18 protein-coding genes and 1 tRNA gene are annotated in these 21004 nt (G+C 39.5%); 4 read left to right on the forward strand and 15 right to left on the reverse strand.

The annotated features are described in order from the left end of the window. Both H5975_RS01845 and H5975_RS01850 read right to left on the reverse strand, forming a co-directional pair. The coding region (locus H5975_RS01845) for an RluA family pseudouridine synthase (RefSeq protein WP_204784641.1) at positions 1-653 on the reverse strand (653 nt) is incomplete at its 3' end. Between the two features lie 57 nt (positions 654-710). Further along, positions 711-785, reverse strand: a tRNA-Asp gene (locus H5975_RS01850). Between the two features lie 149 nt (positions 786-934). Here H5975_RS01850 and mprF point away from each other — a divergent pair. Next, the gene (gene mprF / locus H5975_RS01855) at positions 935-3523 is read left to right on the forward strand and encodes a bifunctional lysylphosphatidylglycerol flippase/synthetase MprF (RefSeq protein WP_204784642.1); all 2589 of its coding nucleotides are present in this window, start codon (positions 935-937) and stop codon (positions 3521-3523) included. A gap of 58 nt (positions 3524-3581) precedes the next feature. Here mprF and H5975_RS01860 read toward each other — a convergent pair whose 3' ends face one another. From H5975_RS01860 to H5975_RS01895, 8 genes are all read right to left on the reverse strand, one after another. Next, positions 3582-4151: a DJ-1 family glyoxalase III gene (locus H5975_RS01860; protein ID WP_204784643.1), complete on the reverse strand. Its 570-nt coding sequence runs from the start codon at positions 4149-4151 to the stop codon at positions 3582-3584. Positions 4152-4188: 37 nt separating this feature from the next. Then, entirely contained in the window at positions 4189-5181 is a 993-nt protein-coding gene (locus H5975_RS01865) for an alpha/beta hydrolase fold domain-containing protein (RefSeq protein WP_204784644.1), read from the reverse strand. A gap of 195 nt (positions 5182-5376) precedes the next feature. Continuing rightward, on the reverse strand, positions 5377-6024 hold the full coding sequence (locus H5975_RS01870; protein WP_204784645.1) for a uracil-DNA glycosylase: 648 nt from the start codon (positions 6022-6024) through the stop codon (positions 5377-5379). Between the two features lie 24 nt (positions 6025-6048). Further along, a complete protein-coding gene (locus H5975_RS01875; protein ID WP_204784646.1) occupies positions 6049-7389 on the reverse strand; it encodes a threonine/serine ThrE exporter family protein in 1341 nt (446 codons plus the stop codon). Between the two features lie 90 nt (positions 7390-7479). Then, positions 7480-10218 carry a YhgE/Pip family protein gene (locus H5975_RS01880; RefSeq protein WP_428832674.1) on the reverse strand — a complete coding sequence of 913 codons (2739 nt, stop codon included), beginning with the start codon at positions 10216-10218 and terminating at the stop codon, positions 7480-7482. Then, positions 10211-10771, reverse strand: a complete 561-nt coding sequence (locus H5975_RS01885; protein WP_204784648.1) for a TetR/AcrR family transcriptional regulator — start codon at positions 10769-10771, stop codon at positions 10211-10213. Before H5975_RS01885 ends, H5975_RS01880 begins: the two co-directional genes overlap by 8 nt. A 161-nt stretch (positions 10772-10932) precedes the next feature. Then, positions 10933-11898, reverse strand: coding sequence for an AEC family transporter (locus H5975_RS01890; RefSeq protein WP_204784649.1), 966 nt, complete (start codon positions 11896-11898; stop codon positions 10933-10935). Between the two features lie 36 nt (positions 11899-11934). Then, complete coding sequence (locus H5975_RS01895) at positions 11935-13560, reverse strand: malolactic enzyme (protein ID WP_204784650.1); 1626 nt, start codon at positions 13558-13560, stop codon at positions 11935-11937. Between the two features lie 147 nt (positions 13561-13707). Here H5975_RS01895 and H5975_RS01900 point away from each other — a divergent pair, with 147 nt between their 5' ends. Beyond that, a complete protein-coding gene (locus tag H5975_RS01900; RefSeq protein ID WP_204784651.1) occupies positions 13708-14586 on the forward strand; it encodes a LysR family transcriptional regulator in 879 nt (292 codons plus the stop codon). 84 nt (positions 14587-14670) lie between these two features. Here H5975_RS01900 and nagA read toward each other — a convergent pair whose 3' ends face one another. From nagA to H5975_RS01925, 5 genes are read right to left on the reverse strand one after another with little or no spacing between them, the layout of a single operon-like run. Further along, positions 14671-15807, reverse strand: coding sequence for an N-acetylglucosamine-6-phosphate deacetylase (nagA, locus tag H5975_RS01905; protein WP_204784652.1), 1137 nt, complete (start codon positions 15805-15807; stop codon positions 14671-14673). Positions 15808-15818: 11 nt separating this feature from the next. Beyond that, on the reverse strand, positions 15819-16532 hold the full coding sequence (locus H5975_RS01910) for a glucosamine-6-phosphate deaminase (RefSeq protein WP_204784653.1): 714 nt from the start codon (positions 16530-16532) through the stop codon (positions 15819-15821). 33 nt (positions 16533-16565) lie between these two features. Continuing rightward, a complete protein-coding gene (locus H5975_RS01915) occupies positions 16566-17408 on the reverse strand; it encodes a MurR/RpiR family transcriptional regulator (RefSeq protein WP_204784654.1) in 843 nt (280 codons plus the stop codon). Positions 17409-17428: 20 nt separating this feature from the next. Further along, positions 17429-18118, reverse strand: a complete 690-nt coding sequence (locus H5975_RS01920) for an N-acetylmannosamine-6-phosphate 2-epimerase (protein WP_204784655.1) — start codon at positions 18116-18118, stop codon at positions 17429-17431. 15 nt (positions 18119-18133) lie between these two features. Further along, positions 18134-19012, reverse strand: a complete 879-nt coding sequence (locus H5975_RS01925; RefSeq protein ID WP_204784656.1) for an N-acetylneuraminate lyase — start codon at positions 19010-19012, stop codon at positions 18134-18136. A 240-nt stretch (positions 19013-19252) separates the two neighbouring features. Between H5975_RS01925 and H5975_RS01930 the strand changes: the two genes are divergently transcribed. After that, the gene (locus H5975_RS01930) at positions 19253-20113 is read left to right on the forward strand and encodes an ROK family protein (protein WP_204784657.1); all 861 of its coding nucleotides are present in this window, start codon (positions 19253-19255) and stop codon (positions 20111-20113) included. A gap of 158 nt (positions 20114-20271) precedes the next feature. Continuing rightward, positions 20272-21003 (forward strand): sugar phosphate isomerase/epimerase family protein, encoded by a 732-nt coding sequence (locus tag H5975_RS01935; protein WP_204784658.1) that lies wholly within the window; start codon positions 20272-20274, stop codon positions 21001-21003. Position 21004 lies beyond the last annotated feature (1 nt).

A 21004-nucleotide genomic window follows, 5' to 3' on the forward strand; every position in this document is an offset into this window, starting at 1 on the left:
AAACTATATTGATCATTATATTTCTGCACCCAGTATTCCGTCTTAGCTGATTGTCCTGATGGATCAATGACTCTAGCAGCTTGTCCAGCAACCCGCTTAATTGGTTTCTCAATAAAACCATGCTTCTCAAGTCCATTGCCCTGCACTAAGGCAAGATAGTACTTTTTCATCGTGTGCCGTTCAACTTGCTGGCTAATCATGCTAGATGCCACCCGATGCTTAGCTACTAATAATAACCCACTGGTATACTTATCTAACCTGGTGATTAAATGAGGGCGTTGATTCTCATCTTTTTGTTGAATTAAATATCCCTTAACCCGATTTAAAACTGTATCTTCCGCTTCTGTAGGACCAGGGATTGAAGCAAGGCCACTGGGCTTATTTATCACTAACCAGTTATTATCTTCGTAGATAATGGATAATGTCTTTTCACTTGCTGTAACAGTAGGATCTGCCAACTCTGGCGTTACTTTAATCGTTAAAGTCTGATGAGGTAAGATTTTGGTGGTCGGTCGAACTATTCGATGGTCAACCATTAATTCACCATCACCATTTTTAATGTCGTTAAATAGACGATGCCCCATCCCTAACTGGCTTAAATAACGCTTGATTTTGATTGGTTCTGATCCTTGATACTCCCATGTGTTTTCCATAGTGACTCCTTATGATACTAAAAAAGCTGGGCTAAACCCAGCTTAAAATTATAATGACGGTCCGTACGAGACTCGAACTCGTGATCTCATCCGTGACAGGGATGCGTCCTAAACCAACTAGACCAACGGACCATTTAAACAACAATTAGTAGTATACGTGAACATTCTTTTCTCGTCAATCTTTTTCTGAAAAATACTTAGATAATTTCCAACTTCACTAGCTTCACTCCACCGGTTATCTTATTATAGATGTGTTGAATTTTATGAAGGAGTATTTAATCATGCAAAGTAAAATCCAGAAACTGCAAAACATCTGGAATAAATATGCCAAGATCTTTAAAACCCTTTTTATTGCTTCAGTGGTCATTTTCGTTGTCATTGCGCTAAGCAATTTCTTTAAGGATGTGGATTGGCATGCTGTTGGTAATGGACTTCAACAGCAATCATTGTTAAACATTATCATTATGACGATTTGCGGACTGCTTGCGGTAGTTCCCATGCTTGGCTACGATGTTGCAATTACTCACTTGCTTCCTGGTCATTTTAGCAAATTCTACATTTTTAGAAGTGGGTGGATTACCAATACTCTTACTAATATCGCTGGTTTTGGGGGCCTGTTAGGTGCCACCATGAGAGCATATTTTTATGGTAAGGAGGCGCGCCGAAGTGAAATCCTGCTAGCAATTGCTAAAATTGCTGTGTTCCTTTTATCAGGATTATCGATTCTATGCTGGATCGCTCTAATCATCATGTATGGATTTCATGATGGCGGCGACTTTAATCGTTATACCATCTGGTTAATTGCTGGCGGATGCTATTTCCCAATTGTATTTTTCTTTACTCGTCGTCATGACTCAAAACTATTTCAAGGGTTAACACCTCGTTTGGAAGGCTTCATTACACTCAGTTCCACCTTTGAGTGGTTATTTGTAGCATTATTCTTTATTCTTATCGGATACTTAATGGGGGTTAAAGCTAACTTAGCCGCCGTTTTCCCATTATACGTTGTGGCCCAAATCCTCGGAGTTGTCTCAATGTTACCTGGTGCAATTGGATCCTTTGATGTCATGATGATGTTTGAATTAACTATGCTTGGAGTCCCAAGAGCAACCACGATTGTTTGGCTCCTCCTTTTCCGGGTCTTTTACTACATTGTGCCAATTATTTTAGGTGCCATTTTCTTTATTCACCATATCTTTGTCCAATTTGATAACTTTTTTGACCATATTCCATTAACAATTGCCCGGCAAGTTGCCCATTGGCTCATTACCTGCTTTATGTATGTTTCCGGGATTTTGATGTTATTGGCCGCATCAGTACCAGATTTAACTGATAGTAACCGGTTCTTACAACGCTTTTATCCTTTTACCTTCTTCTTTCTTCATCAACTAACTACAATCTTATTTGCAATTGCAATGTTAGCCTGTGCCCGTGGATTACAAGCAAAGGTCAAGCGTGCCTACTGGCCAACCGTAATCATTTTAGTGATTGGTATTACCAATACGTTAATTAACCTTGGAACCATCTCCTTAACTATCTTCCTATTTATTATTTTGCTATTAGTCTTCCTAATGCGTCATGTTCCATACCGTAAAAAACTCCAATATTCATTTGGAAAGTTTATGATTGATAGTCTCATTTTTGTTGGTAGTTTGGTTCTATATATCATCGTTGGTGTAATCAATACTCCGAACTATTCATCAAACCATAACGTTCCCCAATTTCTGTTATTCCCAGGTGAAAAAATTTGGTTGTCTGGGTTTATTGGTTTACTCCTGGGATTTGCTATTCTGTTCTTGATGATTCGTTACTTCATGTCTGGTGCCGACCCATTTAATGGTCAACAACCACTAGATAAGGAGCGAATTCTTAATATCATTAACGAATTCGGTGGTAATGAAACTAGCCACCTTGCAATGCTCCGTGACAAAAATATTTATTACTATACTGAAGATGGTCAAGACCAGTTATTTTTTATGTACCGCAAAAAATACGATAAGTTAGTCATTATGGGGGACCCGGTTGGTAATCAGGCCAAAAAGGATCAAGCCATTCAAAAATTCCTTCATGATTCTGATTTATACGGCTATCAATTGGTATTCTATGAAGTCAATAGCAATACAACTTTGACCTTACATGAATATGGATTTGACTTCATGAAAACTGGAGAAGATGGTTGGGTTAAACTAGCCGACTTTACTTTAGCCGGTAAAAAGCAACGTTCCCAACGTGCATTAATGCATAAATTTGATCGTGAGGGCTACACTTTTGAGATTGTAAAACCCCCGTTTGATAACCAGCTAATGTCAGAGATGAAGGCTGTCTCAGATGATTGGCTCGGCAAAGAAGTAGAAAAGGGCTTTTCACTAGGCTTTTTCTCCCCTCAATATATCAATGAAGCACCTGTTGCCCTGGTTCGTTCGGCAGATGGCGAATTAGTCGCCTTTGCGACCTTAATGCCGACTGGCAGTAAAAAATTATTGACGATTGATCTAATGCGCCATAGTCATCACGCCCCGTCCGGAATTATGGATAAAATCTTTGTATCTATGTTTCAGTACGGTCAAGAACATGGTTATGAGTATTTTGACTTGGGAATGGCACCATTATCTAATGTTGGTTCGTCACAGTATAGTTTTATCGAAGAAAAAGTTGCCCATTTTATTTACGAATATGGCTATCACCTTTATGGCTTCCAGGGACTGCGCCATTATAAGGATAAATACGCCTCATCCTGGTTTCCAAAGTATACAGTCTTTCGTAAGAAAGCATCGCTTGTTGAATCCATGTTGGCACTACTGAGTGTAGTGAACCAACGGATTGACCAACAAGAAAGCCGTCATCCTTGGTTTATTTGGTGGAAAAACTAGTGAGTTAAAAAGAAGCTTCATGAAAAACAAGTTTTGGTTTTTCATGAAGCTTCTTCTTTTAAATGTTCTTTTTCAAGAAATCATATAGCATTTGATGCTTAATTTCTTTGGTATCTAATCCTAATGTATCAGCGATACAAAATGCATATGCCATTGCGGTAGCTGGACCACGACTAGTAATAATGTGTCCTTTAGGATCCACAACAGTGATGTCTTCTTTAAAGTGTCCAGTTGGTGCCACTTTCTTCGTTTCTTGATCAATCCCTGGGAAACAAGTATAGTCATGACCATCTAACAAACCATACCGCGCAAAAGCAATTGGTGCTGCACACATTGCAGCATTCCATTGACCATTTGCTTGACGTTTTTGCATCAATTCCATTAATTGGTCATTATCTCGTAATGCATGTGCACCACCCATACCACCAGGGAAAATCACACAATCATATTCTAACAATGAATCATCAACAACCTTGTCACAATGAAGTGCAATTTGATGAGCACCCATCACATCCTGATGAGTTAATCCTACCATGTCAGCTTGAATATTCATCCGACGGAAGACATCAATCGGCGTTAATGCTTCTACTTCTTCGCATCCATCTGCTAAAACGACTGCAACTTTCATTTTATTCACCTCGTAAACTATTGTACCGCACTTATAATTAATCATTAACTATGAACCGGTTAATTTGGTTCAATGCCGTATTAGCCTCAGGAATGGGAGTAACTGGATACTCGTGATAAAGTTCCCGTCCAATATGGTATTGAACGTTTACATCGGCTGCCCGCAATTTTTTTACAAATTTCATGACGTCTGGAAACATAATTTCCTTAGTACCAACAAATAATAATACATTTCGCAATGCTTCCACATTACCATTAATTGGTGAGAGTCGATAATCATCTGTTGGCGTATTTCCCGCCCATGATTGACCAACAGTTCGCAAACCTGTCACGTCTAACGTTGCATCGTAGTCGGTATACTTGTGAATTAACGGATTACGCAGGGTCAAGTCCAACCATGGAGAAATTAAGATTAAATTACGTGGTTGAGGTAAATTACGACTAGCCAGCCATTCGCAAAAGCCGGCAGCAAGCCCTCCTCCCGCTGAATCGCCCATCAAGGTAATATTATTAACAGATTGGTCTTGATAAATCGCAGTATACATTCCTAACAGTTGATCATATGCAGTTTGAAAGTGATGAGCAGGGGCCAGTGCATGCTGTGGAACAATGATTTGAGCATTTGTTTTCGCACCTAACCGTTGTAAAAAGTGCCAGTGATCTTTTGTTGGTTGAAGAAAGTAAGCTCCACCACACAAGAAAATAATCACTTTATCACTAACGGTATTGGCATTTAGAACCACCACTGGCAAGTCAGCAATCGTCCTTCTAACAACACCGTCTTGTTGCTCAACATCTTTAGGCAATACAAACGGATGCTTAGCTGCTGCCGCTTGTTTAATCATTTCATCATGCAATTTTGCCGGATCATGAAGCATTTGCTTAAATCCAGATAATTGCAGGCTTAACTCTACTAGTGCAGCCTTTTTAGAACGGCTTTTCCCGCACTCTCTTTGATCTTTAATGCTATTTTTGATACTATTCGCCATTTCCTTTACAACTTGGCGATTGAGTCGTCGTTCATGTCTCATAATTGTTCCTCTAAAGTTAAGTAATCAATCTTACCCTATATGGTAAATCATCTATTCTAAAAAAGCATTGTTTTTGGATGGAATGACTGCTCATCGCACACAAAAAGGCCTCAGGTATTCTGAACATTTCGAATACTCGAGGCCTTTTCATGAGCGTTAACAATCTTCCCTATTCACTTATTTTAATCCCATGAACTAAATTTGTTGCAGCCATTTACCAAATTGGTGCCAGTCTTCACGGACGGTAGGCTCTAACCGGGGTGCATATAAGTATGCTGCCGGATGATACATTGGGTACACCCAATATGGATGATCACCCATTTGATATCCACTATCATCAGGCAACGCTTCTTGAATCGTTGTTTGTACAGGCTGCCCATGCATTTTACCAACATTCGCTTGTGCCCCTAAAAGACGTTGTAAGCTAGTGTTTCCAAGTGGTACTAAGATTTGCGGGTTAACAGTCTTAATTTTCCAATCAAACAACTGTGCATATGCGAGAACTTCTTTTTTGGTTGGCGTGCGATTAGGGTGCTTTTCAATTATTTCACCCGTTTTTTTATCCTTAACATGGCGGATTGAAAATGGACGGCTTCTCACCACACTAGTGATATAAACATCATCCCGGGTTAAGCCCGCTAGCTCAATCATCTTCATCAACTCTTTACCGGAACTGCCAACAAACGGAACCCCCGTTTCTGCTTCTTTACGCCCTGGTGCTTCTCCCAGCAACACTATTCTTGGGTGTTTTGGCCCCATTCCGGGCACAAATCCCGTTAAATGTTGACCAACCATGCGTTGACGAACTTGTTCAACTAGCTGTTCTGGATACTTTATTTGCATCGCTTTTCTCCCCTAGCAAAGTCGCTAACCATTATGACGCCAAGTACTATCAGTCAGAATACGAGCGGCAATCAAGCCTAGCGGCAAGAACACCACAATTAAAAGCGCCCGTGTCAACCATAGTGCACCATTACTAATGGATGTTAGTCCAATGTTGTAAACAGCTCGATACATATACAACCCTGGAACCATAATCACAATGGAGGGGATTGTAATGGAAATCCGCGGATACCCGACTTTTTTACGTACGATTGATGCTAGCAGTCCCGCAGTTAATGCGCCAATAAAAGCAGCAGCGCCACCAGGCATCTTAGCAAGGTCCACTAGTTCCAAACGTAACGTATTTGCGACTGCCCCAATTAGGCCCGCAGTAGTAGCCATTTTAATCTTACTATTAAACATAATTGAGAAACCAAAGACCCCACAGAAACTGGCAGGAATCCGCAACAATAAGTAAGCAAGTGGCGATAAGGATAACGGAATAAAATCCTCAGGACGCAAGTGAACGACCATTGCAACAAGCCAACCCACGAGTGTCGCCACTGTAATGATAATTAGTGCATACGCACCTCGTTCTAATCCCGAGCGCATGTCCAACTTGGATAAGTCCAGGCCACTCGTAATAAATGGAAAACCAGGAATAATGAAGAGCATTGCTCCAATGTAACCAGCTTCATGACGTGGATTGACGTTAAAAATACCGCGGGCAGACATGAACGCTGCCAGATATGCTATACATGCCGTTGCCACAGCTACAGCAATACAAGCAAATAATGTCATGTGATGATCAATCATTTTGCGTCGAACATAGTTACCGCAAGTAGCTCCAATAAAGCAACATAGCATTTCCACTAGTCCACCGCCTAGCAAAAAGACGAAGGCACTACATGCTAAACCAGCAGCTAGCCCTACCATCCAAGGTCGATAGTTACCTTTAGAAGCCTTAATTTCATTTAAGCGGTTATGAATCTCACCAATTGTCCAACTAACACCCTCTGCTTCCATGTCTTTCATAAAATGTTCCATCGCATTTAATTTGGAAGTGTTAACCCCCGTACTAGGCAAAGAGAGCGCCTGGGTATAGCTTTGATGGTCATCCATACAAGTGTATTCAATTGATACTAAGCCAATATCCGCTGAACAGGTCATCCCAAGTGTTCTGGCTGCAATATTCATTGAGTTGCGTACCCGCCATGAACCAGTACCACAAGCCAGCATCATAATACCGATTCGACCGACAATCACAGCACGTTCGACCAAATTAGCCTCAGTCGCTGGTGTAATATTGTCACTTGTAACAAAATCCATCCAGTCGATTTTCATATGATGTTGATACTGATTGGCAGGAACTTCCTGACTACTCATGTTTAATTCCACTCCTCATGCTTTTTCCATGAAAAAAGACTCCCGGGAATCCCGAGAATCTTTAATTTAGCCCTTTTATTATACGAGTTTCTAATCTTTTTGTGTACTTAAATTAGATTTTTCTCGCATTGATGTTTTAATTTCATTCCATTCTTCATTAAACAAACCATGTCCGGCGATTAGCAGCAATAAAATGTAGAAGACAACTGCGTAGCCAACTAGGATCAATAAATTAATCCGTAAGTAAGCACCATCAAACCCATCAGTAATAACTTGACGTAAACCATTAATGCCATACGTCATTGGAAGGATTGGATGAATCATATTAAAGAACTTATTAGTGACTTCCATTGGGAACATCCCACCGGCACCGCCTAATTGAGCAACAAACAATAACAGTCCTAGAATTGTTCCAAAACGTCCAAGCGCCATTGTTAGGAATTGCATAATGGCCATCTGGGCAATTGTATAGATAATGGTAATTGTAAAGAGGCCTTGAATATCATGAACATGCAGCCCCATCATCATTAAAACAACGTTTTGCACGGCAGCCATCAAAATACTAATTAAGAGTGCCATTTTAAATTCATGAGCAAGCATTTGTTGTTTTGTAAATGTTTTTGCCAGAATTTTATTGGACGGAAATTCTAATGTGAAAATCAATACCCCAATAAATAGACCTGTCGCCATGATAAATGGTGCCAGTGCGTGTCCATAATTAGGAACCCGACTATAACTACTATGAGTCAGCTTAGTTGGTGCACCAAACATGCCAGCTGTCTTGTTATTAGTGTGAACACTGTTCACCTGATCTGCACCATCACTTAAGCGACTGGCTAACGTGCCAGCTCCAGCATTTAAGCGGGCAATCCCTGAAGCTAGTTTCGGTGAGTTAGCATCCAGCTGACTAGTACCGCTGGCCAATTGATTAACGCCACTAATTAATGCAGGAACCTTGCTTCCTAGTTGTCCTAAGCCAGTAGCTAATTGTGCTGCACCAGAATTTAATGCTGGTGAATTGGCAACTAATAATGCAGCACCATCACCTGCTTTCTGAATGCCGGCAGCATATTGTGACCATCCTGCTTTCAATTGTTGACCACCACTAGTTAATTGTCCACTTGCTGATGATAGCTTTTGTGCACCATGATTAGCTTGATCAACTGCACTGGTGTATTGATCAACACCATTGGCAAAAGTATTAATCATTCCTGAACTTTGCGCCAACTGAGCTGTCCCATTACTTAGCTGTTGGGTTGCATTAGTTAGTTGTTGCATTTGTCCAGGCATTGCAGCAATTAAAGCTTGGTTACTATTAAGCTGATCCATTAATGCATTCGTTTGTGTTAATAATTGTTGAGCATTGGTTAATGTTGCTGATAGTTGCGGCATTCCTTGTTGTAATGATTGTAATTTTTGCATTGTTGGTGCAAGAGATGATTGAGCCCCTTCAATCCCTTTCATCACATTTTGTAGGTTGCCGATTTGTGACTTCGTATCATTAACATTACCAGCAATTGATTGTGCGGCGCTGTTGGCAGCCGCCTTTGTAGCAGCACTAGCGTTAGCATCACTTGCCACAGTTTGCGCTAACCGCGCTGCCGTGGTAGCACTATTTTCTGCGTTCCCGCCAATCTTTGTTAAACCTGAAGTTAAGGAAGGACCGATGTTATTAACAGCATTACCAACTGCTGCTAATTGACTAGCATCTAATCCTTTTAACGAATCCATCATTTGATTAACTTGTCCCAATTGGTTCTGCAAACTAGCTGCTGCAGTTCCTAACTGTTGGGCAGAGCCAAGAGTTTCCATTAAATGGCTAGACTGAAGAACATTATTAAAGTTAGCGACATTGCTAGAAATTTGCTGACTACCATTATTCAAGGCAGTAAATTGACCCGTTGCCATATTCAACTGATGAGAGCCATTCCGTAATTGACCTGATTGGTTGCTAATTTGTTGTAAACCAGCACTTAACTGCTTAGTCCCATTGGTATAGCTATTCAGTCCATCCTGGAGTTGGTCAATTCCACCATTCAATTCCGGAATCTTAGCCGTCAGTAATTGCAGTCCAGCTGCTAAAGCATTTGTGCCACCTGTAAATTGATTCACACCTGCAGCTAATTTTGCACTGCCGTTTACTAATTGAGTTGCCCCTGCACCTAGTGGAGCTACTCCCATTTGAAGTTGTTGAACCCCATGATTAACTTTAGAAACACCGGCAAAATATTGGTTAGCTCCATCCGCTAGAGTCATTGTCCCATCACTAATTTGGTGTGCACCACTTGCCGCTTGATTCATTCCCTTACCAAGAGTATGCAATTGGTCAAACATAGCGGTGGCATATGCTTTTGTAACTGAAGCACGAATTTGGCTATTTAAACTACTCATACCAACATCACTAATACTGCGTGCTAAGAAATTCTTAGAGTCATTGGTTTGGTAGTGCAGTTCCATTTTGCGAGGGTGCTTCGACATTACCGTAGAGGCATTTTTAGAAAAGTCCTGTGGAATGGTAACAACCGTGTAGTACTGGTGATGGCTCATACCAGACTTTGCTTCTTGAGGTGACACAAACTCCCATTTTAATTCATGATTTTTCTTTAGCTGGTTAACGGTCTGTTGTCCCACATTTAATACTTTCCCTTGGTATTTAGCGGGAATATCTTTATTGACCACTGCAATTGGCAAATGCTTTGCCCCACCATAGGGATCCCATACTGACTGAATGAAAAACAGACTATACATTAGTGGAGCCAGAATCGCTACCATTATTAATAGGATGTTCACTAAACTGTTATTTTTTAATATCTTGTTCAATTTAATCACCATTTAAATTTGATTTGGTTGTTAGCCATTCAATAAATTTATTTGCCTGCTTGATTATCGTCTTTTTAGAAGTTTCGTAATTTTGATTACGCCACCAATAAAATGCCCCGACAATACTAGCGCTGAGCATATAGGCCGTGGTTTCAGGATTATCGAACGTTCCAATTGTTTTTATCAATCGGTCATTGACCCCATTTTCATACCGCGTCAACATGATATCAGCCAAAATGGTGACCATCGTTGGATAAAGAGAACTATTGGAATGACTAGTCCCCAAGTTACGCATAATATCCTTATGCGAACATAGGTAGTCAACAACGTTTTCTAGCTCATCTTCGGAAGAATCACTTTCGTCAATTAAATTTGTAATTTTAGTATTAACAGTGTGCTTTAACAGGTCATACTTATCGTCAAAATAACGATAAAAACTGCTACGGTGCATCATCGTTTCTTGACAGATCTGTTCCACAGATAATGATAAGAAAGTATGATCTGCGAGCAAATGCAGTAAAGCGCGTTGAAAGTCACGCTCCGTTCTCGTAATTTCAGTCATTTGTAACTTTCCTCCTAATCTTAATGGAACATTTCTTAAATATGTTCCATTTTAAAACTAACAAGAGAATAGTATCATACTATTACATTATTTAAAAGTGTCGTATAAAAAAGACGGCAGAAATTTTCTGCCGTCTTTATTAGGAAATTATAAATTACTTATTATACGAATTGGAGAATGGCCATCAGAATTGGGACAACAACCACAAATAAAACAGTACTCATCACAACGACGTCTGTAGCATACTTTACGTCACCGTGGGCTTCTTTAGCCAGAATTGGTAGGACTGCTAACATTGGGGTAGCTGATTGAACCACCAGTGTTTGGCGCATAAGGCTTGGCAAATGAACACCTAAGCCCATTCCAAATTTAATTAAAATAATTAAAACTAATGGTGAAATGATGAAGCGCCCAATCAACGCCAAAATGGAATCCCGTTCAAACCGGAAATTATTGAGTCCTGCATCATATAAAACAATCCCAATATAGATCAATGATAATGGGGTCACCAGACTACCGACGTACGTCAAAGTTTGACCTAAGAAATTAGGAACCGGAATCCCAATCAATAACCAAATGATTGAGAAGATAAAACCAACTAATGGCATTGGCAATAATTTGGCCCAATTGATTTTTCCTCGTTCCTTCTTGCCGTCCGCTGTTGGGTCATCGTTTTGAATCAGGTAAACACCAAATGCCCAAGTAGACACAGTATTAACAATGTAATAAATCAGGAAGTATGACATTGCTTTGTTACCAAACAATGCAGTGTTCAATGGCATTCCAATAAAAATCGTGTTGGCATTGGCCACCGCATTGATGAAAATACCACGCCGTCCTGGACGAATCTTAAATAGTTTCACAGCAAGAAAAGCTACTAAATAACTAACGATGACCGCGAGAGCTGGAAAGATAATTCCAATTCCTAGTCCCATTAATTTATCCTTAGTAAGGTACTTCATTACACTCATAAAAATTGACGCTGGTAACGCAATCTTAGTGATTAATGAAGCGATGTTACCACCAAAAGAATCAGCAAACCAATTGTTACGTCTTAAAATGTACCCTAATGCCATGATTAAAACAATTTCAACCACACTGGATACTGACGTTAAGAATACAGACATTTGTTAATCTTCCTCTCTTATCCTTTGCGATTTAAATTAGTACTTTGCTTCCCATTTCAAATCAGCAACGGCTTTTTGTGCATCAGTAATTCCTTTTCCAGCAAGGCCTTGGTCAATTGCAGATTGTGCTACTACTTCAGATACCTTCGTAGTAAATTCTTCTAGCTTAGCAACTGGTGGCAAGACCGCAGCACCGGGCTGAGTTGGATCAACAATGCCACCAAGAGCATGGGCAGCCGCAGCAAGCATCTTTTCATTTACCACTTTAGATTGAGCTGCAATGGCCCCAAAACCAACTCCAGGGTATACTAAAGCATTATTTGCTTGTCCGATATTGTACTTAACTCCTTGATATTCAACATCTTCCACTGGAATACCAGTTGCTGTTAAGACCTTACCGTCTGTCCACTTAATTAAGTCAGCTGGCATTGCTTCGATTAACTTCGTTGGGTTAGAAATTGGGAAAATAATTGGTCGTGCAGTATGAGCCGCCATTTCTTTAACAACATCTTCTGTAAATGCACCCGGTTGTTTAGAAGTACCAATCATTACTGTTGGGTGGACTGCCTTCACTACGGATAGTAAGTCGGTTAATTCATCAGCATTAGTAAATTCACTGCGTTTCCGTGTGAATTTCCGTTGTTCTGGTGTTAATCCTGGGGTATCACTGAATAATAATCCTTGAACATCAACTAGGTAGAAATGCTCTTTAGCTTCTTCAGGATCCGCCCCTTGGCGAACCATCTCGTCATAAAGCATTTGAGCAATTCCCATTCCAGCAGTACCAGCACCGAAAGTTAAGAACTTTTGATCTGTTAACTTCTCTTTAGAAATGTTCAGAGCTCCCAATACACCTGCTAGTGCAATAATTCCTGTTCCTTGAATGTCATCATTGAATACTGGCATTTCATCCTTATACTTGTTAAGAATAACAGCAGCATTGTCCCGGCCAAAGTCTTCAAAGTGGAGTAATGCTTCTGGGAATAATTCACGAGCAGCTTGGACAAACTTATCAACCATCGCATAGTACTTTTCTCCCGTTGCCCGTTCATGACGATTACCTAAATATAATGGATCATCCAAAAGTTGCTGGTTATTAGTACCAGCATCTAAGGAGACTGCTAAAACTTGTGAAGGATCGATTCCCGCGGCAGCAGTATAAACCATTAGCTTACCAACAGCGATGTCAACTCCATTCACACCCCAGTCACCAATACCAAGAATCCCTTCAGCATCAGTTACTACGATTAATTTGATATCACGACCATCCGCTGCGTTTTTTAAGCCGGCTTTAATATTGTCCTGATCGTCCACTGATAAGAATGCAGCTTGTTGTGGTTGTACAAAAATATTGCTGTAATTTTCAATGGATTCTGCAATTACCGGATCATAAACAATTGGCATAAATTCGACAATATGTTGCCCCATCAGATAGAAAAACAGGGTCCGATTAGTGTTAAAAATTTCCATTAAGAACTGCCGTTGAGGTAAGCCCTTTGGCTTAGTCTTAAATTGAGCATACGTTTCATCGGCTTGTTCTTGTAATGTTTGTACTTTAGCAGGCAGTGCTCCTACTAAACCTAACTTTTGACGCTCGTCTAATGTAAATCCAGTACCCTTGTTAAGGTAAGGATTGTTTAAAATGTCCATTGCTTTTGTCATTTATAAGATCCTCTCTCTTTTCATATCGATCACTATCAGTTTACGCAGTTCATTGTAAAAGTCGCATTAAATTATAGTCAAATAGTAGTGTTATAATAAAAAATAATTATATGACAAAAGAAAACGTTGATTTAAAGGTGCTTTAAATTGAATATCAAAGATTTAAAATATTATCACAAACTTGTCCAATTAAAAAATTTTTCAAAAGTGGCGCAAGAATTTCACGTCAGTCAGCCGACTATTACAAATGCCGTGAAGCGATTAGAGGAAGAATTTCACACCACTTTCTTCATCCGTGACCAATCCCACCATGAATTAACGGTGACTAATAATGGCCTCCAGTTCGACCAGCATGTTCAATCCATTCTCAATGAGTTGGAAGTGGCTGCTAAAGATATTGCTAATGCCAAAGAAGAGCAGATCTTATTTGGTCTTCCTCCGATCATCGGTAACTATTTTTTCCCACCTTTAACCCCTTCAATGATGAAAATGGATTTAATGCCACGACTAGAAGTCTATGAACAGGGTTCTGCCGAACTGCTGAAAATGCTACGTCATGGTGATATTGATGTTGCTCTTCTTGGTTCCTTAGTTCCCATTAACTATCCGCATCTAACTAGCCAAACTATCCAGAAATTTCCGATTAATATCATCGTTTCTCCGGACCATCCACTGGCCCAAAAGGCTGATACTGGAGTATATTTCAAAGAATTAACTCAAGAAAAATTCATTACCTTTGATGAAAGTTTTGTTCACAACCAAGCCTTCAAGACAATGACCAGAATCAATCATATTCGTCCTCGAGTGATTTACAAAAGTTCTGACGTGCATGTTATTAAATCAATGGTGGCAGAAAACATCGGTATTTCTTATATCACTAGTCTCGCAGTGATTCCATCCAATGACATTGTTCAAGTACCATTACTCGATACCGAGAAACCAGAATTCCTAATTTCATGCGTACGAAGAAATAATAAAGCCATTTCTCCTTACCAACAAAAGCTCTGGAAGTTATTAACAAAATAAAACAGCGCAATACAACAAATAGGGCCTAACTTTCGCTAAACCGAAAGCTAGGCCCTATTTGTTCTAAAGGAGTGTGTTGATTAATTATTTTACCAATTGACCATAACTATATGTTGATTTGAGATTAAGATTCTGATCCAAAATATTCAAATCAGCGTCTTTTCCAACTGTCAGTCCACCTTTAGTGGTGAGTCCAAATTCACGCGCTTGGTTAACTGATGACATTTTGACTGCATTCGCAATACCACAATCTGTAAAGTCGATAACGTTTTGGAAGGCCAAGTTATATTGGAGAACAGAACCAGCTAAATGCCCGTTCTCTAAACGTGCTTGGTGATCTTTAACAATTACCTTTTGCCCGCCAAGTTCTGAAATTCCTTCTGGCATTCCCTTGGCTCGCAATGAATCAGTAATTAATTCCATCCGATCGGGACCTTTAATTTGGTATGCTAACCGAATCATGTCCGGGACTACATGGAAACCGTCGGCAATGATTTCTGTATAGAGATTATCTTCCATTAATGCATCACCTGTTAGACCGGGTTCACGGTGTCGCATTCCCCGTTGGGCATTGTACAGGTGCGTAATATGGCTTGCTAATGAATGCTTCATTTGTTCACGAGTAGCGCTGGAATGACCGGCTGAAGGAACAATATTATGAGTTAAACAATATTGTTCTAATTCATGTGCCCCTGGTTTTTCAGGAGCATACGTGATCATTTTGACTAAGCCTCCCGCAAGTTCATTCCATTGATCCAAAAGACGGTAGTCAGGATCTTGAATATACTTTTCCGGTTGCGCCCCCTTATATTCTGCTGATACAAATGGTCCCTCTAAATGGGTTCCTTGAATAACCGGGTTCTCTGCTGCAGCCTTTTTGATAGCAACCATTGCCTTGTTAATGTTTTCAACAGACTGAGTCACGGTTGTTGGAAAGAACGTGGTTACACCTTCATTCTTGGTAACTTGATGGACCATTTCGTTTAGCTTAGCAGGGTCACCATCCATCGTATCAATCCCATAGCCACCATGACTATGGACGTCTATAAATCCCGGTACAATTACTGTTTGATGACCATCAATTATTTGTTCATCAGTGGCTTCTGGTTGATATTCAATCATCGGACCCACTGCTAATACGCTTTTTGTAAAGCGAATATAGCCATCTTTAATTGTATCTTCTCCAGTATAAATATCTGCATGTTTAATTACAGTTTGCATTAATAAACTCCTTAATACTGCCCATGTAACTTACTTGCTGCTGCTTCATCAATAATGAGCGTTGCGTCTGAATGTTTCTGCAAAATGCTTGCAGGAACCTCTTCAGTAACAGGCCCTTCAATTGTTTTAGCAATTGCATCTGCCTTAGCATCACCATACGCTTCTAATAAAATGTGTTTAGCTTTCATAATGGAAGCCATTCCCATAGATAGTGCATACCGCGGCACTTCGTCTGGATTATCAAAAAAGCGTGAATTAGCTTCAATTGTCGAAGGAGTTAAGTGGACTTCATGAGTGGTACTGTCAAACGGGGTACCAGGTTCATTGAAACCAATATGACCATTACGACCGATTCCTAGGATTTGCAAATCCACTGGATGGTCAGCAATAATTTGATCGTAATGAGCAACTTCTTCAGCAATATCTTGCGCAAGTCCATTTGGAATATATGATTTCGCAAATGGTTTTTGATTAAACAGATTTTGCTTCATAAAATATGCATAGCTTTGGTCGTTGTTGGGTCCCAAACCAACATATTCATCCAAGTTTATCGATGTACAATCGCTAAAATCAATATCACTATTACATAACTCTTGATACGTCGTCAGCGGAGTACTTCCGGTAGCGAGACCAAAAACTTTACCGCCCCGGTCCTTTACCTGCCGAAAAATTTGATATCCCTCCTTGCCACCTTCTTGAGCATTCTTGACAACAATTACATTCATTTCGAAAATTCCTTTCGCATTGAGTTTGCCGTCTTACAAATGACGGCTATATTTATTGGTTTTTTCTTTCGTCACTAAAATTGATTCAACCGTTTTGTTCATGGTTAGACGAAAATCAGGAAACTTCAACAAAATTTGGGTCAGCATGTCAATTACATAAGTCACTGCAAATTGTGAATTAATAAAGTCATAGTCACCGACTAGTTCCGTACTTTTAATTTGAAAAATCATGTCACTCATTTTTCCCAATAGACTATTCCGAAAAGCTGTTACAGAAATAATCGTTGCTCCATTTTTATGACTATCACGCACTGCAGAACAAACCTCTGGTGTACTTCCTGATACAGACAACGCAATCACTAAATCATCTGATGACATGGTGGAACTCGCAATGGTCATCATATTGCTTTCGGTCATTGCAAATGCCGCAATTCCCATTCGCAATAGTCGTTGCGTAAATTCTTGAGCATTGTAACCGGAACTCCCAATTCCAAATACGTAGACTCGTTTTGCATCATGAATTAAATTAGCAGCTTGTCGCAACTGTTTTGTCGACACCATCGCCATGGTTTCTGAAAGAATTTTTTGATAATAATTATGAATGTCATTAGGCGTTGAAACACTGTCTTCAGTTTCCCGTTGCATTGTATCTGGCGTCACTAATGCCAGTTTAAAATCAGCAAAGTTTTTGCATCCAACGCGTTTAGTGAACCGACTCACTGTAGCAACCCCAACACCAGCCGCTTTAGCTAATTCAGTAATGTTCATCTTTCGCACTGCAGCTGGCTTTTGTAAAGTTACCTTTGCTACTTTCTTTTCCTGTCGAGGGAGGTTAATAAAAAGATTTTCGACTTGTTCCATAAAACGTGCAGACATTCATAATCATTCCTTACTAATTATTTAAGGGCGTTTACAAACCCGGTTGCAATTTGAAGTGGGCGGGTAATCGCTCCACCAACCACAACAGCATGGCACCCTAATTCAATACAACGTTTAGCCTTTTCAGGACGGTCAACCTTACCTTCTGCAATTACAGGATGTTGCGCTGTTTTAATAACTTCTTTGAGGTATGCAAAATCATCATCAGCGATATTCATCCCGTCAGTAGCTGGAGTATAACCGTGCATTGTTGTACCAATAATATCAAAATTCAAATCGTTAGCAATTTTAACACTATCAATGCAGTCAGTATCAGCCATTAGCAGTGTATTTGGAAATTCTTTCCGCATTTGTGTAACAATATCAGCTAATTTTTCACCATTAGGACGTGGGCGCCCTGTTACATCACAGGCAACTACTTCACAACCAGTACTTGCTACCGCCCGCATTTCCTTCATCGTCGGTGTGATGTACACTGGTGAATCATCATAGTCGACCTTTGCAAGACCAATCATTGGCAGGTGGGCCTCATCCTGAATTGCTTGAATATCAACTACAGAATTTGCACGAATTGCTGCAGCTCCCGCCTGTTTAGCTGCCCGCGACATCCGTGCCATAATGAATGAACTATGGAGCGGTTCACCAGGCAAAGCTTGACAGGAAACCACTAAATTCCCTTTGGTTGCTTCCAGAAAATTATTTTTCATATAATACTGCCTTCTTTAGTTCTTTAAATACTTGTTATAAATGTCATGAGCTACTGATTCCATTTCTGGAGTTGGCTTGTGCATTGGTTCTTTGGTGTATCCTGCTGCTACTCCCATATCTTGAAGTAATAACTTGATAGTTTGATATAAACCATTGTTCAAGATTGCAGAAATCAAGTCATTAGTTTGGTGTTGAATATCAAGAGCCTTCTTCATATCACCAGCTTCAAAAGCTTTAATTTCAGATTGTGCACGAGCTGCATTAACGTTATAAGTTGAACCAATGGCACCATCAACCCCTAATGATAATGCTGGCAATAGCATTTCATCAGTTCCAAACAAAATCTTCTTATCTGGGAACCGATTACGAAGCCGTTCTAGCAAGAAGAAATCGGCATTAGTATACTTAACTCCAATAATCTTAGGATTTTCAAAAAGTTTAGCAAAGTTATCTAATGAGAGTGAAACACCAGTTAATGCTGGAATTGAGTAAACAATTAAGTTAGCATCGACATCTTTAACGATCTCATCATAGTAGTATTTGATTTCTGGGAAACTGAAGTTGTAGTAGAATGGCGTAACTGCAGAAATCGTCTTGTATCCTAAATCGTTAACAACGTAGTTAGCCAGTTCTTTAGATTCTTGTAAATCAATTGAGCCAACTTGCGCAATTAAATCACAATCGTCACCGGCTTCATCTTTGACAATTTCAAAAATACGTTTTTTAGTTGCTGTCTGGAGCATAAAGTTTTCACCAGTGCTTCCGCCAACATACAAACCATCAATGTGGTTAACATCAATATTATGACGGACAATTTCACGAGTCCCTTTTTCGTTTAGAGAACCGTCAGCATTAAAAGAAGTTAAAAGTGCGGAATATAATTTTTTAGTCATTTCAACCATCCTTTGTGTAAAAACGAATCAACAAATATGTAATAGTTCTTTTTTCAACCGCACTTTAAGAATACCCTTTAAAAATATTTTTTGCAATTTATTTTAACGATAATCATTTTCAATATTCTTTTTATGCATTGATATTAAAGTATTTTGAGTTGATAATTTATTTTTCAACTGTGACTATTTCATGCTACAATGAAAGCGTTTTATAATAAAACGAAAGGATTTTGGGGAATTATGAGCACTAATTATTTAGCTTTCGATATTGGCGGTACGTCAATTAAATATGCAGTTATTAATCAACAATGGCAAATTTTAACTCGTGGCAAATGTCCTACTAATCATAACCACCACCAAACCATCATTAAAACACTCCAACAAGTTAGTCAGGAAGCAAGCAACAACTTCTCAATAGCTGGAATTGGGGTTAGTACAGCAGGACGAGTCGGCAAAGACGGAGATATTATTTACGCTGGTCCTACCATTAGTGATTATCAAGGCACGCCAATTCGTCAAATTCTCCATGATCAAACCAAGCTTCCAGTTCACGTAATGAACGATGTGGATGCTGCACTAATGGGTGAAATTGTCCGCGGTAATTATCAGCACAACCAATCAATCTATTGTGTTGCGCTAGGCACCGGAATTGGCGGTGCATTTTACGTTAATGGTCACCTCTTAAATGGTTCCCATGGACTAGCAAATTCGGTTGGTTATTTAAATTACAATCCTCGTAATCAAACAACTTTTGAAAGTGAATTTTCAACACTCGCTTTAGAACAAGAATTAAAAGAGTTTAGTATTACCGTGCCCCAGGCCTTTGAAAAAGCTCGTCAAGGAAATCTGCAATTTAAACAAATCATCGCTAATTGGTGTGAGAAGATCAGTAAACATCTCGCTACCATTTGTTTATTGCTTGACCCTGCCATAATTATTGTTGGAGGCGCTGTTAGTCAACAAGGTGATTTCTTCATACAGCAATTACAATCTAATGTTAATAAGTACTTACCCGCTGGCCTTGCGCACACTAAAATTCAGGCGCCCATCCTAAAAGAGCAGGCCCAACTTTTTGGAGCAATTTCACCCTTTTTCGAATGAAAGCGTATACAATTATTGCTTTTTGTGTTAATGTGTAAATTGTAATAGTTTTTTATATCAACAATTCAACCGCACAAATTAAGCGCCGTTAATGGAATAACGGCTGCTTTGTTTGTGTGTTTTTTTATTTCCTGCGATTACCTAAAGAGGTGTCTTTAATGAAGGTATCTATCAATACTGCCGTTTTTTTGGATGAAATGAATGCAGGTCATTCCCAATATGATGTTCTTCAACAATTAATTGGCAAACCAATTGATAATGTTGAAGTCCGCGGTGAGTTTTTTAAAGACGAAAGCCGTGAAGCAGAACTAGACAAAATTAGTGATCTGGCAGTTAAAAACGGTTGGGGACTTTACTACTCCATTCCTGAAACTCTATTTAACGATGGTGAGTTAAATTCTAACCTAGATCATTACATTGCAATGGCTAAAAAATACGGCATCCGCAATCTCAAAATTAGTTTAGGTGATTATGGTGCTTTAACTAGTGATTCTTTAAAGCTCATTAACGAGATTCCTACTAATGACGTTACGATCTCGGTTGAAAATGAACCAAATGCTCATGGTGAAGTACCACGGATATTTAACTTTTTGGATTCCATTGATGGTCATCTTGGGTACACTTTTGATTCTGGAAACTGGTATTGGATCGATCAAGACCCACAAGCAGCGATGGATCAATTACAGTCATTTATCACAATTTTCCATCTGAAAAACATCAAGGATCAAGACACAACGATGCTTGATGATGGTGATACAGACTGGCAAAAGTTAACGAATAAAGTGCCACATCGTGTTCCAGTATTTTTGGAATACAACATTCCAACAGCTCAACAACTGGATAGTGAAATCGCTAAAGTTAATCAGCTTTTACAATCCACTGGTGATTGAT

The organism is Limosilactobacillus coleohominis (assembly GCF_016901675.1).
GTDB classification, from domain to species: domain Bacteria; phylum Bacillota; class Bacilli; order Lactobacillales; family Lactobacillaceae; genus Limosilactobacillus; species Limosilactobacillus intestinavium.

Coding starts and splice junctions, on each gene's coding strand:
- H5975_RS01895 (WP_204784650.1), bottom strand. CDS start 13,560: ATGACAAAAGCAATGGACATTTTAAACAATCCTTACCTTAACAAGGGT.
- mprF (WP_204784642.1), top strand. CDS start 935: ATGCAAAGTAAAATCCAGAAACTGCAAAACATCTGGAATAAATATGCC.
- H5975_RS01935 (WP_204784658.1), top strand. CDS start 20,272: ATGAAGGTATCTATCAATACTGCCGTTTTTTTGGATGAAATGAATGCA.
- H5975_RS01885 (WP_204784648.1), bottom strand. CDS start 10,771: ATGACTGAAATTACGAGAACGGAGCGTGACTTTCAACGCGCTTTACTG.
- H5975_RS01920 (WP_204784655.1), bottom strand. CDS start 18,118: ATGAAAAATAATTTTCTGGAAGCAACCAAAGGGAATTTAGTGGTTTCC.
- H5975_RS01875 (WP_204784646.1), bottom strand. CDS start 7,389: ATGAGTAGTCAGGAAGTTCCTGCCAATCAGTATCAACATCATATGAAA.
- H5975_RS01915 (WP_204784654.1), bottom strand. CDS start 17,408: ATGTCTGCACGTTTTATGGAACAAGTCGAAAATCTTTTTATTAACCTC.
- H5975_RS01890 (WP_204784649.1), bottom strand. CDS start 11,898: ATGTCTGTATTCTTAACGTCAGTATCCAGTGTGGTTGAAATTGTTTTA.
- H5975_RS01930 (WP_204784657.1), top strand. CDS start 19,253: ATGAGCACTAATTATTTAGCTTTCGATATTGGCGGTACGTCAATTAAA.
- H5975_RS01865 (WP_204784644.1), bottom strand. CDS start 5,181: ATGAGACATGAACGACGACTCAATCGCCAAGTTGTAAAGGAAATGGCG.
- H5975_RS01870 (WP_204784645.1), bottom strand. CDS start 6,024: ATGCAAATAAAGTATCCAGAACAGCTAGTTGAACAAGTTCGTCAACGC.
- H5975_RS01910 (WP_204784653.1), bottom strand. CDS start 16,532: ATGAATGTAATTGTTGTCAAGAATGCTCAAGAAGGTGGCAAGGAGGGA.
- nagA (WP_204784652.1), bottom strand. CDS start 15,807: ATGCAAACTGTAATTAAACATGCAGATATTTATACTGGAGAAGATACA.
- H5975_RS01925 (WP_204784656.1), bottom strand. CDS start 19,012: ATGACTAAAAAATTATATTCCGCACTTTTAACTTCTTTTAATGCTGAC.
- H5975_RS01860 (WP_204784643.1), bottom strand. CDS start 4,151: ATGAAAGTTGCAGTCGTTTTAGCAGATGGATGCGAAGAAGTAGAAGCA.